11 protein-coding genes are annotated in these 15108 nt (G+C 70.4%); 9 read left to right on the forward strand and 2 right to left on the reverse strand.

The genetic code is table 11. The features are described 5' to 3' along the window. The first annotated feature begins 149 nt into the window (after window positions 1-149). The 6 genes from R3F55_25910 to R3F55_25935 all read left to right on the forward strand — a co-directional run bounded on the left by R3F55_25910 (window position 150) and on the right by R3F55_25935 (window position 7478). On the forward strand, window positions 150-794 hold the full coding sequence (locus tag R3F55_25910; GenBank protein MEZ5670807.1) for a tyrosine-protein phosphatase: 645 nt from the start codon (window positions 150-152) through the stop codon (window positions 792-794). Window positions 795-1018: 224 nt separating this feature from the next. Next, window positions 1019-1924: a class II glutamine amidotransferase gene (locus tag R3F55_25915; GenBank protein ID MEZ5670808.1), complete on the forward strand. Its 906-nt coding sequence runs from the start codon at window positions 1019-1021 to the stop codon at window positions 1922-1924. Continuing rightward, the gene (locus R3F55_25920; protein ID MEZ5670809.1) at window positions 1912-3870 is read left to right on the forward strand and encodes a glutamate synthase-related protein; all 1959 of its coding nucleotides are present in this window, start codon (window positions 1912-1914) and stop codon (window positions 3868-3870) included. Before R3F55_25915 ends, R3F55_25920 begins: the two co-directional genes overlap by 13 nt. A gap of 4 nt (window positions 3871-3874) precedes the next feature. After that, window positions 3875-6409 carry an FAD-dependent oxidoreductase gene (locus R3F55_25925; protein MEZ5670810.1) on the forward strand — a complete coding sequence of 845 codons (2535 nt, stop codon included), beginning with the start codon at window positions 3875-3877 and terminating at the stop codon, window positions 6407-6409. 43 nt (window positions 6410-6452) lie between these two features. Next, entirely contained in the window at window positions 6453-6875 is a 423-nt protein-coding gene (locus R3F55_25930) for a DUF1801 domain-containing protein (protein ID MEZ5670811.1), read from the forward strand. A gap of 93 nt (window positions 6876-6968) precedes the next feature. Next, on the forward strand, window positions 6969-7478 hold the full coding sequence (locus R3F55_25935) for an acyloxyacyl hydrolase (protein MEZ5670812.1): 510 nt from the start codon (window positions 6969-6971) through the stop codon (window positions 7476-7478). A gap of 9 nt (window positions 7479-7487) precedes the next feature. On the opposite strand, the gene R3F55_25940 is transcribed toward R3F55_25935, so the two are convergent. Next, window positions 7488-8711, reverse strand: a complete 1224-nt coding sequence (locus R3F55_25940) for a glycosyltransferase (protein MEZ5670813.1) — start codon at window positions 8709-8711, stop codon at window positions 7488-7490. 103 nt (window positions 8712-8814) lie between these two features. Between R3F55_25940 and R3F55_25945 the strand changes: the two genes are divergently transcribed. The 3 genes from R3F55_25945 to R3F55_25955 all read left to right on the forward strand — a co-directional run bounded on the left by R3F55_25945 (window position 8815) and on the right by R3F55_25955 (window position 11805). Continuing rightward, a complete protein-coding gene (locus R3F55_25945; GenBank protein MEZ5670814.1) occupies window positions 8815-9882 on the forward strand; it encodes a glycosyltransferase in 1068 nt (355 codons plus the stop codon). A 2-nt stretch (window positions 9883-9884) separates the two neighbouring features. After that, window positions 9885-11576, forward strand: a complete 1692-nt coding sequence (locus R3F55_25950; GenBank protein MEZ5670815.1) for an alkaline phosphatase family protein — start codon at window positions 9885-9887, stop codon at window positions 11574-11576. A 100-nt stretch (window positions 11577-11676) separates the two neighbouring features. Beyond that, window positions 11677-11805 (forward strand): hypothetical protein, encoded by a 129-nt coding sequence (locus R3F55_25955; protein MEZ5670816.1) that lies wholly within the window; start codon window positions 11677-11679, stop codon window positions 11803-11805. Window positions 11806-11818: 13 nt separating this feature from the next. Here the strand turns inward: R3F55_25955 and R3F55_25960 are convergent. Beyond that, window positions 11819-15108: right-handed parallel beta-helix repeat-containing protein (locus R3F55_25960; GenBank protein ID MEZ5670817.1), on the reverse strand; the 3290-nt coding region annotated here is incomplete at its 5' end.

The following is a 15108-nucleotide window of genomic DNA, read 5'->3' on the forward strand; positions in this document are numbered from 1 at the left end:
GGATGTGACCGTGGAGCGCACCGATCACATCCTTGCCGGCGCGCGCCGTTGCGCGTATCGGGTCTGGCCATGCGCCGCGACACCCGTCCCCGCCGACACCCCGCCCCGCTGAGGCTTGCATTCCGCGCCCGCCGGGGCCGGGCCGGCCGATGAACCGGCCGTTGCCGCCGCCGGCCGGCGCCCCGCCGCTGTCCGCCCCGGCCCGCCTCGCCGCGCGGGTGGTGGGCCGGCTGTTCAACTGGCACTGGATCGAGCCCGGCCTGGCCCGGGCGGCGCAGACCTATGGCTGGCAGACGCCGCTGCTGCTGCGCCACCATGCCATCCGCTGCCTGGTCAACCTGCGCGGCGACAACACCGGTTCGCCCTGGTACGACAACGAGCGCCGCTCGGCCGAGGGGCTCGGCGTGACCTATGTCGACGTCTCGCTGAGCTCCAAGCGGCTGCCGGCGCGCGAGCACCTGCTGCAGGCGCTGGACGCGGTGGTGCAGGCGCCGCGGCCGACCCTGATCAAATGCTCCGGCGGCGCCGACCGCACCGGCTTCGTCGCCGGGCTCTACCTGCTCGACAGGCACGGCCTGGGGGCGATGGCGCAGGCGCGCCGCCAGCTGGCCTACTGGCCCTATCTGCACATTCCGAAGCCGCGGCAGCGCTGGATCCGCGCCTTCCTGGACTTCATCGTCGCCGACACGAACGGAAAGCCGCTGCGCGACTGGCTGGCGAGCGACTACACCGCCGAACGGTTCGAGGCCTTCCTGGTCGCGCGCGGCCAGCACCGTTACTGGAAGCGCAACTGACCGTGCCGCCCGGCGCGGGTCGCGCGGCCCGGCCACGCCGACACCGGCCGGCGCATTGCCAAACCGGCGCGCCGCCCCATGTACCGGTTCGGGATTGGTCCCAATCGGTCGATCACGCGTTGACAGGCGCGCGGTCCGTTCCGACTATTTCGTGTCGCATTGTGTGCTGCGGCAGCTGCGCGCCGAGGGCTGCGCGGCCGACCGCCGGAGAGCGAGACAACGCCATGTGTGGAATCGCCGGAATCCTGCTGAAACACGACCGCACCGGCCGTTCGACCGGCCATGCGCTGATCGACATGCTGGACGGCTGCCAGCATCGCGGGCCGGACAGCACCGGCTATGCGCTGTACGGCGACAGCCATCCCAGCGAGATCAAGCTGCGCTTCTTCATCGGCGACGGCGACGAGGCGCGCGAGAATGTCGAGCGGATCAAGGCGAAGCTGGGCGAGTATCAGGCGACGATCGTCGAGGACGAGGTGGTCGGCAACAACTACCGCGCCGTGGTGCGGGTGACCGGCGACCTGCAGCGTTTCTCCTACGACATGGAGCACGCCGCCAAGGTGATCTCGCTGGGCGAGAGCCTCGAGATCGTCAAGGACGTCGGCGGCGCGCACGACGTCGACGAGCGCTATAACATCGACGGCTTCGGCGGCACCCATGGCCTGGGCCATGTGCGGCTGGCGACCGAGTCAGACGTCAAGCCGGAGGCGTCGCACCCGTTCTGGGCCACCGGCTTCGCCGACGTCGCCATCGTGCACAACGGCCAGATCACCAACTACTGGAAGATGCGCAGGCGGCTGGAACGCCGCGGCTTCCAGTTCACCACCGACAACGACAGCGAGCTGATCGCGGTCTACCTCGCCGACAAGATGGCGCAGGGCATATCGCTGCAGGACGCCTTGAAGACCTCGATCGACGACCTCGACGGCACCTTCTCGTTCCTGGTCTCGACCAAGGACGAGATCGGCTATGCCAAGGACCGGCTGGCCGCCAAGCCGATGATCATCTACGAGGACGACGACCTGATCGCGGTCGCCTCGGAGGAGGTCTCGCTGAACCGGCTGTTCCCCGGCCGGGCGCTCGACACCCGCGAACCACCGCCCGGGAGCTACGCCACGTGGTCACGATAGATCTTGCCCGCACCCCGATCCGCGAGGCCAACGCGCGCATCCGCGCCGCCGGTGCCGCCGGCGAAGACGTGGAAGTGCTGAACCCGGACGCGCGGCACCATATCGGCGTCGGCCTGACCCACCCGATCACCGTGCGTGTGCGCGGCTCGGCCGGCTATTTCTGCGCCGGGCTGACCGACGGGCCGCGCTTTGTCATCGACAACAACGCCGGCTGGGCGGTCGGCGACAACATGTACACCGGCTCGGTGGTCGTCGGCGGCAATGCCGGCGCCATCCCCGGCGTCGCCATCCGCGGCGCCGAGATCGTGGTCAAGGGCAACATGGGCTCGCGCGCCGGCCAGGTGATGAAGGCGGGCACGCTGTGCTGCGTCGGCAACGCCAACTTCATGGCCGGCTACATGATGTACGGCGGCCGCATCATCATCCTGGGCGACAGCGGCGAGCGCGTCGGCGAGGACATGTCCGCCGGCGAGATCTACGTTGCCGGCCGGGTGCAAGAGCTCGGCTCCGACGCCAGGCTGACCGACATCTCCGAGGACGACAAGGATTCGGTCCGCGCCTTTCTCGACAAGTACGAGATCAAGTTCGGCGGCGAGCTGCACAAGATCGTCAACGCCGGCACCAAGCTGCGCTACGCCACGTCCGAGACGCCGGTGCGCTCGATCCCGTTCTTCACCTTCTCCGGCACCTCCGACTACTGGAACAAGAAGGTGCAGGAGGACGTCTACATCAAGTCGCAGATCGGCCGTTACCGGGTGCGCGGCTATGGCGGCGCCCGGCCGGTACCGCATTTCGGCGACCTGGCGTTCAAGGCCGACCTGTCGCGGCTCGACACCGTGGCCGATCCGGTCGCGCAGGTGGCGATGGCAACCGAGATCGGCGGCCTCAACGGCGCCAAGCCGCTGAAGCTGTCGATGCCGCTGATGATCGCGCCGATGAGCTACGGCGCGCTCAGCCGCTCGGCCAAGCAGGCGATCGCGATCGCGTCCGGCCTGTCCGGCATCGCCGAGAACACCGGCGAGGGCGGCATGTCCGACGCCCAGCGCGATGCGGCCAAGCAGCTGATCTTCCAGATGCTGGGCGGCCGGCTGGGCTGGAACATCCACGACATGAATCGGGCCGACGGGCTGGAGATCTACATCTCGCAGGGCGCCAAGCCGGGCTTCGGCGGCCAGCTGATGGCGAAGAAGGTGACGCCGGAACTGGCGCGCATCCGCGGCATCCCGGCCGGCATCGACCTGCGCTCGCCGTCGCGCCACCCGGACATCCTCGGCGCCGACGACCTGGTCATCAAGATCGAGGAGCTGCGCGAGGCCACCGGCTATCGCCTGCCGGTCAGCGTCAAGCTGGGCGCCGGGCGCGTGCGCGACGACATCAAGATCGCCGCCAAGGACGGCTTCGACTTCGTCGAACTGGACGGCATGCAGGGCTCGACCGGCGCCGGCGGCGCCGAGGTGATGGAGCATGTCGGCGTGCCGACGCTGGCCGCGATCACCGAGGCGATCCGCGCGCTGAACGAGATCGGCCGGCGCCAGGACATCGAGATCGTGCTGATGGGCGGCGTGCGCGACGGGGTCGACGTGGTCAAGGCGCTGTGCCTGGGCGCCGACGCGGCCGCGATGGGCACGGCGGCGATCATCGCCGGCGGCTGCATCGCCTGCATGCAATGCCATGTCGGCCAGTGCGTCACCGGCATCGCCACCCAGGATCCGGAGCACGAGGGCCGCTACAAGCCGGCGCTGCAGGCACAGCACATCCACAGCTTCCTGGAAAGCGTGCGCTGGCAGATCGCGGCCGTCACCCTGGCGCTCGGCTACGACACCACCAAGGCGCTCCGCCGCGACGACCTGGTCGCGCTGACGCCGGAGGCGGCCAGGATGACCGGGCTGCCCTACGAGCCATCCTATCGCGAGCGCGCCGCGGCGCTTGCCAGCCTGGTGGCGTGACGCCATGAGCATCCATCGCGACGCCCACGGCGCCCTGGGCGGAAACCTGCTGTCGGAACTGCCGGACGACACCGGCGACATGCATTTCGCGCCGGCGCCGTGCCAGGTCGCCTGTCCGGTCGGCACCGACGCCCCGTCCTACATCGCCTATATCTGGGAAGGCCGCGTCGCCGAGGCGTTCGAGGCGATCACCGCCACCAACCCGTTCAGCTCGATCTGCGGCCGGGTCTGCGATGCGCCCTGCGAGCCGGCCTGCCGGCGCACCGCCAGCGACGGGCCGCTGCAGATCCGCAATCTCAAGCGGTTCATCATGGACCGCGCCGGCCACGACTTCGACCCCGCCTCGGTGCCGGTGACCCGCACCGAGACGGTCGGCATTGTCGGCGCCGGCCCGGCCGGCCTGACCGCCGCCAGCGAGCTGTGCTCCGCCGGCTTCAAGGTCGACGTCTACGAGATGACCGACCGGCCGGGCGGCATGATGGTCTGGGGCATCCCGGCCTTCCGCCTGCCGCAGGGGATCATCGAGCAGGATCTCGCGCGGTTGCAGAAGCGCTGCCCGGGCCTGACCATCCACCTCAACACCGCGCTCGGCCACGGCGTGACCCTGGAGCAGCTGAAGCAGCGCCACGATGCCGTGCTGCTGACCATCGGCTCGTGGTGGGGCAAGCGGATGGGCGTGCCGGGCGACGACGACGCCGCGGTGGTCGACGGCGTCGAGTTCCTGCGCCGGGTCAATGCCGGAGAGCGGCCGGCGATGCCGGAGACCGTCGTGGTCATCGGCGGCGGCGACGTGGCGATGGATGCCTGCCGCGCCGCGCTGCGCCTGCCCGGCTGCAAGTCGGTGAAGGTGGTCTACCGCCGCGGCGCCGACGAGATCCCGGCGCGCAGGATCGAGCTCGAGGGCGCGGTCAAGGAAGGCATCGAGTTCGTCTACAACACGCGCCAGACCGCCGTGCGCCGCGACGGCGACGACCTGATCCTCGCCTGCGTCAGGACCGCGCCCGGCGCGGCGGACCGCGATGGCCGCCACCGGCCGGTCGACATCGCCGGCTCCGAGCACGAGATCCGCTGCGGCCTGGTCATCGCTGCCATCGGCCAGTATGCCGCCAGCGACGAACTCGACGCCCGCGGCCTGATGGCCGGCGATCGGGTCCGCGCCCGCTTCGACGGCATGGCGACCGACGACCCACAGGTGTTCGCCGCGGGCGACGGCGCCTTCGGCGGCTCTACCATCGTCATGGCGATGAGCCACGGGCAGCGCGCCGCCTACTACATCAAGGCCTATCTCGACGGCGACGCCAGCCCGGCGCCCTATCGCACGCCCTATCGGACGCGTCGGGTCGCGGTCGCGCAGGACCTGAAGTGGGAGCTGCTGGGCGTCCATCACCCCGACTTCCACGGTGTCGGTGCCCGGCCCGCCGAGTTCCCGGAGATCGAGTCGACCTATGGCTGGGAAGAGGCCAAGGCGGAAGCGGCGCGCTGCTATCGCTGCGACGCCGAGACCGGCTCGGCCGACTATTCCGTGCGCAACCGCGAGGACATCTTTGCGATGGCGCGGCTGGCCGGCGAGGACCACCGGGGCCAGGCATCGATGCTGCGCCGGCGCCTGGCACCGCGCGAGAACCCGTTCCCCGAGCATCGGCCCGGCGCGCTCGACGACCTGGTGTTCCTGCCGGCCAACCTGTCGCGGCTGGTGATCGATCCCTATCGCGAGGCCTGCCGGGTATCCACCGACCTCGGCGACGGCCGCATGACGCTGTCGAACCCGTTCTTCGTGACCGGATTCGACGACGCGCCCCCCGGCGTGCGCCGCGGCGTCGGCGACGGTCTGCGCGCCGCCGACTGCGGCTATGTCGGCATACGGCCGCTCGGCGACGGCATTCCCTGGCTGCAGCTGGTCAAGCCGGGCCAGCTTCCGCCCAGCGCCGATGCCGCCGGGCTGATCCATGTCGCCGGCCACGGCTTCGCGCCGCCGTCCGATGCGCGCAGACTGCACGACGACCAGTTGCTCGGCCTCGCCGTGTCGACCCGCGAGGCGCTGGAAAAGGCGATTCCCTTCGCGCTCGACGCCGGCTTCGACCTGCTGCTTCTCGACGCCACCCATGCGCTCGGCGCGCCGTGGGCCGAACTGACCGGCGGCTTCGATCTCGGCATGATCCGCGACGCCATCGCCATCCTGCGCCGGCTGAACCGCGAGGAGGAGATCGATCTGGTGTATTTCGGCGGCGTGCGCTCCGGCACCGACGCGGCCAAGATCATCGCGCTGGGCGGCAAGGCGGTCGTGCTCGGTGCGCCCGCGGCGCTGGCCGTCGGCGGCGAGATCACCGAGAGCCACGGCATGCGCTTCGCGCCCGACCTCAAGGACGAGGAGCGGGCGCGCGGGCTGGCCAACATCATCAAGGCCAGCATCGCCGAGGCCTCGATGATGGCGCGCTGCACCGGCAAGACCAATCTGCAGAACCTGGAGCCGGAGGACCTGCGCGCGCTGACGCTGGCCACCGCCGCCGCCACCGGAATCGGCCTCGCCGGCACGCGCTGAGCCGCGTCCGCCTGCCGACGGGCACTTGCCGCGGAGGGCCGCCGTGAGCGACCTGAAGACCCGTCCGACCGGCGCCGATGTCGACGCTTTCCTTGCCGGCGTCGCACCGGCGCGCCGGCGCGACGATGCCTTGCTGCTGCTCGCACTCATGCGCCGCGCCACCGGGCTTGCGCCGGCGATGTGGGGGCCGGGTATCGTCGGCTTCGGCCGCTATCACTACCGCTACGCCAGCGGCCGCGAGGGCGACTGGTTCTTGACGGGTTTCGCCCCGCGCAAGCAAAATCTGGTGGTCTACATCATGTCGGGATTCGCGCCATTCGCCGACCTGCTTGCGCAACTGGGCAGGCACCGGACCGGCAGCAGCTGCCTCTATCTGAATGGCCTCGCCGCCGTCGACCTTGCGGTGCTCGAGCGCATGGTCGCCGAATCGGTGGCCGCGATGCGCGAACGCTATCCCGCTGCCTGACCCCACCGCCGGCCGGAGCGCCCCGGCGAACGTTTCTTGCGTTGGCCGGCGCAGCACCTATGATCGCCGGCACCAGCAGGGGAGGCGTCCATCGTGCGATTCGTTCTACCGGCCGTGCTCGCGGCCCTCGCGGCATTGGCGGCCGGCCGGGCCAGCGCCCAGGACCCTGCCTTCCTCACCCTCGGCGGCGGCTACTACGACGTCGTCCGCGCCGAGAACCAGGCGGCCGACTTCCGCATCGAATACCGGTCCGACTACGAGCTGTGGATCGCCAAGCCCTGGGCCGGCATCGAGGCAACCAGCGACGGCGCGGTCTACATCGCCGGCGGGCTGCTGACCGACATCTATTTCGGCAACCGGATCGTGGTGACGCCGCAGGCCGGCCTCGGCTACTACATGAACGGCGACGGCTTCGACCTGGGCTATCCGCTGGAGTTCCGCACCGGCGTCGAGATCGGCTATCGCTTCGACAACCGGTCGCGCCTCGCGCTCGGGTTCAGCCACATCTCCAATGCCGACCTGGGCGAGCGCAACCCCGGCACCGAGATCGTCACCCTGACCTACTCCATCCCGATCGGTCGCCTGTTCGGCAACGAGGAATAACGCCCGGCCTCAGGCGACCGCCTCGATCGCGAGCGGCTCCAGCCCCTCCATCAGCGGCTCGAACGGCCGGCCGGCGACGATGTCGGCGTAGACGCTTTCGAGCCGCGCGCCGATCCGGTCCCAGGTGAACCGCCGGCCGACCGACAGACGCGCCGCCGCGCTCATCGCCAAGCGCCGCTCCGGGTTCGCCATCGCCTCGTCGATCATGTCGGCGAAGGCAGGGATCTCGGGCGGGCCGACCAGGCCGGCGCCGTCGGCGACGACCTCGCGCCAGATATTGACGCGGTCGGAGATCAGCACCGGCAGGCCGCAGGCCATCGCCTCGACCACCGAAATGCCGAAATTCTCCGAAAAGCTCGGCAGAATGAACAATTCCGCGTCGGTGAGCGCCTCAATGGCATGCTCTCCGTCGAGCATCCCTGTGAACACGCAACGATCGGCGATGCCATGCTGCTCCACCCACTCGCGTGCCTTCGCCGCCATGCCGTGGTCCGGGCCGGCGATGACCAGGGCGAGGTCGTACCCGCGGCGCACCGCCTCGGCGAAGGCCGGGATCAGTACGTCGAGGCCCTTCTTGAAGTTGAGCCGACCGTAGAACAGCATGATCGGTCGGTCGCCAAGCTCTGGATGGCGGCGGCGGAACCGCCCCGTCGGCGGCAGATCGGCGAAGCGGTCGAGGTCGACGCCGAGCGGGGCGACGAAACCGGGGCGGCCCGGGATGTAAGGCGCGGCCAGCTCCATCTCCTCCTGGGTGGTGAAGTGGAAGGCCGCAGCGTTGCGATTCACGCGATCTTGAAAGATTGTCTCTACGATCCGCTTACGCCAGCGCTTGCGCCGCCAGATATAGGGGTCGAGCGTGCCGTGCGGACGAATGATGTAGGGGACGCCAAGCCTGTGGCAGCCGTCCCCGGTCGCCCAACTGTGCGCCAGGTAGAGCGAATGCAGATGGACCAGGTCGACATCGCGGATCAGGCCCGGCAGGGCGCGGACCATCGCGGGCGAGAAGCCGCGCACCTGCACCGGCGGCGTATCGTAGTAGAAATAGGTCACCCCGTTGCGGTCCTGCGGCACGCCGCTGGTGGCGTCGACCAGCCGTCCCGCGCCGTCCCAGCGCGACGTGCAGATGCGCACGTCGTGGCCCAGCGAGGCCACCGCTTCCGCCATCCCGACGCAAGCCTGGCTCGGTCCGCCAAGCTCTCTTGCCAGCGACGAGATGACGTGGAGGATTCTCATTGCCGATCTGTTATACTCGCAATGGTGAAGGATTGGCGATGCGCCGACGCGCTAAGTCCGAATCCGGCCGGCGGCTTCAGGCCCTAGGGATCCAGAGGCAGACATGGTAGCCCCACTGCTGTCGATCGTGATCGTGACCCGGAACCGCTGGGCGGAACTGGACCGGTGCTTGCATTCCATCGCCAGGCTAACCTACCCGAACTACGAGGTCGTCGTCATTGACAATGGCAGTAATGATGGCGTCCTGGACATGGTGGCCGCGAACCATCCATCGGTCAGGCTGTTCGATGCCGGCCGCAACCACGGCTGCGGCTGCGGCCGCAATCTGGGCGCCCGCGTCGCCCAGGGCGAGATTCTCTGGTTCGTCGACGACGACGCCGAGGTGATCGTCGCCGACGCGGCGGAACGCCTTGTCGCCAAGCTGACGTCAAACGAGGAGATCGGCGCGATCGGGGGCGAGGCGCTGATCGACGAGGCCGGCCGCATCGTCGGCGTCAAGCAGCTCGACCTGCTGCTCAACGGCATGACCACGGGGCGCGACAATTTCGGCGTGGACGACGACAGTTGGCTCGACGCCGACCTGCTGGCCGGCTGCAACGTCATGGTGCGCACGGCGGACTTCAAGGCTTTCGGCGGTTTCGACCCGTCCTACCGGCATGGCTGGGAGGATACCGACTTCTCCGTGCGGCTGCGCCGGGCGGGACGCCGCCTGCTGATCGCCGGCTTCGCGCCGGTGCTGCACCATTTCTCGGGCGTGGAACGCGTCAGCAGCCTGAAGGTGCCGGCGCAGAGCCGCGCCTATTTCGTCGCCAAGACATCGGGCGTGCCGATGCTGGTGGCGATGCCGCTGCTGGACCTCGCCTATCTGCTCAACCCGATGCGCTGGGGCCGGATCCTGCACAAGGCGCGGCGTATCGATTTCGGCGCCAAGGGCCGGATCGTCAGGCCCAGCGGCCCGATCGGGCGGATCGGCTGGCGCCAGCTGCGCGGCGCGCTGCGCGTGGCGCTGAACTATGCCGGCACCATCGGCAGCGCCTATGTCTATGGCTGGCCGTCGATGGCCCGCGGCATCGCCGCGCGCCGGCACGCCCGCAACGGCTGGCAGGAGGCCGACCCGGCCGTGGTCACCCAGTATTTCCACCACCTTCGCCCCCCCGCCGCAGCGGAGTAGCCATGTCCGGTTCCGTTTCGCGCAGCAGCCGCCCCGGCAGCAAGGCCGGGCGGCCGCCCGTCATCGCCATCGGCCTCGATTCCGGCGACATCGACCTGTGCACCCGCTGGATGGCGGACGGACGGATGCCGAATCTCGCCCGCCTGCGCGACCGCGGCCGCACGCTGCTGCTGCAGAACGCGCCGACCAACATGGCCGAGACCAGCTGGACCAACTTCGCCGCCGGCGCGCCGCCGGAGGACACCGGCTACTGGTCGCAGCTGCGCCTGCAGGCCGGCAGCTACCGCATGGCCGAGGTCGGCAGCTATCCGTTCGAGGAATATCCGCCGTTCTATGCCTTGGGCCCCGATTTCCGGGTCGCGACCATCGACATCCCGCAGACCCGCCTGCGCGGCGACATCAACGGCGTGCAGCTGCTCGCCTACGGCGCCCACTCGGCCTATGCCAAGCCGTCGTCGGTGCCGTCCGAACTGCTGGCGCAGGTGACCGAGCGCTACGGCCCGCACCCGACGTTCGACCGCGACAAGGCGCGGATGTGGCGCAAGGGCTCGATGGCGAAGCTGGCCGAGGGCCTGAAGCAGGGTAGCGCGCGGCGCGCGGCGATCTGTGCCGATATGCTGCGCGAGCAGCCGTGGGACCTGTTCCTGGTGGTCTTTTCCGAGACCCACTCCGGCGGCCACTACCTGATGCACCTCGGCTCGCCGGAGCATCCGCTGCATGCCACTTTCGGCAGCCTGTTCGGCGGGGCCGACCCGCTGGCCGAGGTGGCGACCGCTGTCGACGACGGCATCGGCCGGATCGTGGCGGCGGCGCCGGACGACGCGACCTTCGTCGTGTTCTCGCCCGAGGGCATGGTGCCCAACAACACCGACGTCGGCTCGATGCTGTTCCTGCCGGAACTGCTCTACCGCTGGAACTTCCCGGGCAAGATGGCGATCCGGGGCGCGCCGCACGGCGACAACCGCCCGCCGGAGCCGCCGATCACCCACCCCTACAGCTTCGGCTGGGCCCGCAAGGTCTGGACCCTGAAGCACGATCCCAATCCGCTGCGCCGCACGCTGCGCCGGCTGCTGCCGGTGGAGTTCGGCCGGATCATGGAGCGGGTGCTCGGCACGCCGGAAGGCGTCGGCTTCATCAACGACTACGACCCCTGGTTCCAGCCCGGCATGTGGTACAGCGACCATTGGCCGAAGATGAAGGCCTTCGCCCTGCCGTCCTATTCTGACGGCTATGTGCGCATCAACCTGAAGGGCCGCGAGCCCAACGGCATCGTCGAGCCGCGCGACTATGACCGCGTATGCGACGAACTGGCCGGCGAGATCATGGCCCTGCGCGATTCGCGCACCGGCGAGGCCGTAGTGCTGGACGTGGTCCGCACCGGCGCCGACAGCCGGGCGCCGAAGGCCTCGGACGCGGACCTGGTGGTCAAGTGGACCCCGAAACCGGCCGACTGCGTGACCACGGGCTCGTTCGGCCGGATCGGGCCGGTGCCGCTGTCGCGCTCCGGCGGCCACAACTCCATCGGATTTGCGATCGCCGCCGGGCCGGCGATCGACGCCCGCGGCATCGCCGACCACGGCCGGCTGATCGACCTCGCCCCGACCATGCTCGACCTGCTCGGGGCGCCGATACCGGCACGCCTGCCCGGCCGTTCGCTGGTCGGGACGCCGCAGTCGCTGCAGGCGGCGGAATAGCGCCCGTCGCCGGAGCGCGCCCCTGGTTCCGACCATCATCGGCATCGCGGCCGCCGCGCTGATCGCCGCCTTCGCCCTGTGGCGGGACAACCGGCCCTATGTGCCCGGTCGGGCCTGGCGCGTGCCCTATCGCGCGATCGGCTTCGTCGCCATCGTCGCCGCCTTCGTGCTGGCCGCGCATCTGATCAGCCTGCTGACCGGCCATCCCTTCGTCGGCCGGATGGGCTGAACCCGACAGCCGATCAGCCGGGCTGGTCGAACCAGCCGATGCCGCCGAGATAGGTCGTGCTCATGAAGGCGCCGAGGAAATCGCCGGGCGCAGCCGGTCCGGCAGCGACGGGCTGGCCGCCGGCAGCCGGTTCCAGCTGGGTGGGATCGAAAGCGCATTCGATGCGCAGGCCCTGTACCGGCGCGGTGAAGTCGACGCCGTCCTCGTCCTCCGGCTCGTCGGTCGCCGGGCACGCGTTGCCGCCTGCGGCCGGCGCCAGCCCGGCGAGGTCCTGGCCGGCAGAATCGCCGAGGTCGTAGGTCTGGCCGTAGGTGTCGGCGCCGTAGCCGAATTCTTCCGGCAGCCGGAAATAGACGTCGTCGCCCGGCGTCTGCAGGTTGCGGCCGACCACGGTCTCGTCCTGCGGCAGCAACAGGGCGGTGGCGTCGAAACCGACGGCTGCGCCGCCGCCGCCGCCCGGCGTCGGCGGCACGATGATCGTGCCGCCCTGGAAGGCGAACGGGCCCAGGCCGGTGGGCGCGACCAGCCCGTTGGGCCCGTTGATGTCGTCGGGCAGCACATAGAACGGATCGAACGACACGGTGCCGCCGCCGGCGATCAGCGCCGCCACGGCGGCAGGATCCGCGCTGCCCCACCAGTTGTAGAGCGCATCGACGGTGCCGCCGCCGTTCAGCAGGCCGACGCCGCCGTTGCCGACGATGCTGTTGTTGCTGATCGCGGCGGCGGCCGGCGCGGTGAGCAGCGCGAAACCGTTGCCGCCATTCTGGTGCACGTAGTTCTCGCGTGCGTCCACGCTGCCGACACCGTCGGCGATCGACACGCCGTTGCCGCCGTTGAAGTTCAGGTGATTGTTGTGGACGCGCAGCAGCGCGACGCCGATGGCCTCGACGCCGTTGTCGCCGTTGCCGTCCGGCGCCGACGGTCCGTCGACCGATCCCGGCTGGGCGACGATGCCGCCGACCACGTTGGTGTCGACGTTGGCGCGGGACAGGCCGACGACGGCGACGCCGTTGCCGGCATTGCCGGTCACCGCGTTGCGGGCGACGCGGGTCAGGCCGCCGTCGCCGACCACCACCACGCCGTCGCCGCCGTTGCCGGCGACCGTGTTGTCGAGCACCTGCGACACCGGGGCGTTCTCGATCACCACGCCGGCCAGGGTGTTGCCGACGATCTCGTTGGTATCGACCGTTATGCGCTGGGTGCTGGTGACCAGCACACCGTTCTCGGCGGCGGCGCCGACCTGGTTGCCGGTGATCCGCGCCGGGCCGGCCACCTGGTCGACCGCGATGCCGTCGTCGTTCCGCGTGCCCGTGACAACGTTGTCGGCGATCAGCAGCCGCGACTGCAGCAGGCTGACCTCGATCGCGTTGTCGTCGGCATTGTCGAGGATGTTGTCGCGCACGCGGACCGTGCCGACCACCTGGCTGATGTCGATCAGGTCGCGGTGGATCGTCGGGTCGTTGGCGGCATTGGAATTGGCGACGCTGTTGCCGGTGACCTGGACGATGGCGCCGCCGCCGACGATCTGGATGCCGTCGCCGTCGGTATCCGCGATGACGTTGTCGTCGACCCGGATCAGGCCCTCGACGTTGGCGATATCCACGCCATCGCCGCCGATGTCGGTCAGCCGGTTGTCGATCACGCGCGCCGTGCCGCCGGCTCCGACCGAATCGATCTCCACCGCGCTGCCGCCGGTGTCGGTCATCGTGTTGTCGACGACGCTGACGTCGCCCAAGGCGGTGGCGACATTGACGCCGTCGCCGGCGATCGCGGTCAGGCTGTTGCCGCGGACGACGAGCGGGCCGTCGATGCCGTCGATCTCCACGCCGTCGCCGGCAATGTCCTCGATCACGTTGTCGATGATCTGCAGCGACGGGCGCGCCGCGCTGCCGACGGCGTCCAGCTTGATGGCGTCACGGCCGGTCAACGCCAGGTGGTTGTCGCGGATGACCACGTCGTCGACGTTGGACAGGCGGATCGCCTCGCGGTCTGTACCGGTGATGCCGGAATTGCGCACCTGCACGTTGCGGTAGGCACCGGCGCTCGACGTGACCACGCCGTATCCGCCGATGGTACCGGCCGACGGCCGGATGAAGTCGTTGTAGACGAACACGTTTTCCACCGGCGTCGCGCCGCCGGAGGTGTCCTGGATGCGGACAGCCGCGTTCAGATCGGCGTCGGCGACGATGTCGAAGCCGTCGATGCGCACGTCGCTGGCGGTCACGCGGATCGCCGCGCCTGTGCCGCCCGCGCCGGTCGCCGCGGCGAAGTCGAGGATCGTCTCGCCCGCACCGCCGGCCGTGCGGCCCGCCGTCGGCACCGTGGCCTGGGCGCCGAGCAGCGTCACCGCATGGTCGATCAGCAGCGGAGCGCTGCCATTGACGGCGTCGGACGGGTCGCCATAGGTGCCGGCGGCCACGCTGACGCGCGCGCCGTCGCCGCTGATCTCCAGCGCCTGCTGGATACCGCGCAGCGAGGTGCCGGCAACGTCGACCCGGGCAGGGTCGTTCCCCGGCAGGGCCGGCCCGCCGATCAGCGTGGCCAGCGCCGCGCCGGCCGCGGCGCCGCCGTCGACATTGCCGACGATGTCGGCGAACAGCTGCACCCGCAGCGTGTCGAAGTACAGCGTGTTGCCCTGGGTGTCGACCGTCGTGCCGGCCTCGACCACGATCCGGCTGTCGGCCTGCAACACGACGTCGCCGAGAGCCAGGTTGGCATTCAGGGTCGCGTCGTTGACCCTCTGGGTGTTGCCGGCGGTGCCATCGGCGGCGGCGGTCACGCGCAGCAGGTTGGGGTCGAGCAGCAGCAGGCCCGCGCGGCCTGCGGCTGCCGAACGGTCCGCCAGCCCGGTGAAGACAAGCTCCGCCCCCGAGACCTCGACCAGCCCGCCGTCGCCGCCGCCGGCACCGCCGCGCGCCGCGACGACGCCATGGAATGCGGTGCCGACGTCGGACCAGACGATCGCCATGCCGCCGTTGCCGCGATCCGTGGCACTGGCGTCGATCGATGCATCTGCATCGAAGTAGGTGGTTTCGCTGCTCCGGTCGTAGCGTCCCGCGTCCAGCCCGGCGATCGCGTCGAGCGGGTCGAGGGCGGCGCCGCGCGCCGCCCCGCCGACCAGCGCGGTGCCGCCGCCGGCCGGGCCGGAGACGTCGATGTCGGCGCCGGCGTTCAGCGCCACCGCGTCGCCCAGCACGTGCACCGTGCCGCCGGCGGTGCCGGCCTGCGCACCGGAGGCGTCGAGCGTGCCCGCCACCTGCACCGCGCCGGCGCCGTCGCCGCCGACCAGCGCGATCTGCCCGT

The organism is Alphaproteobacteria bacterium, from assembly GCA_041396705.1.
Lineage (GTDB): Bacteria > Pseudomonadota > Alphaproteobacteria > CALKHQ01 > CALKHQ01 > CALKHQ01.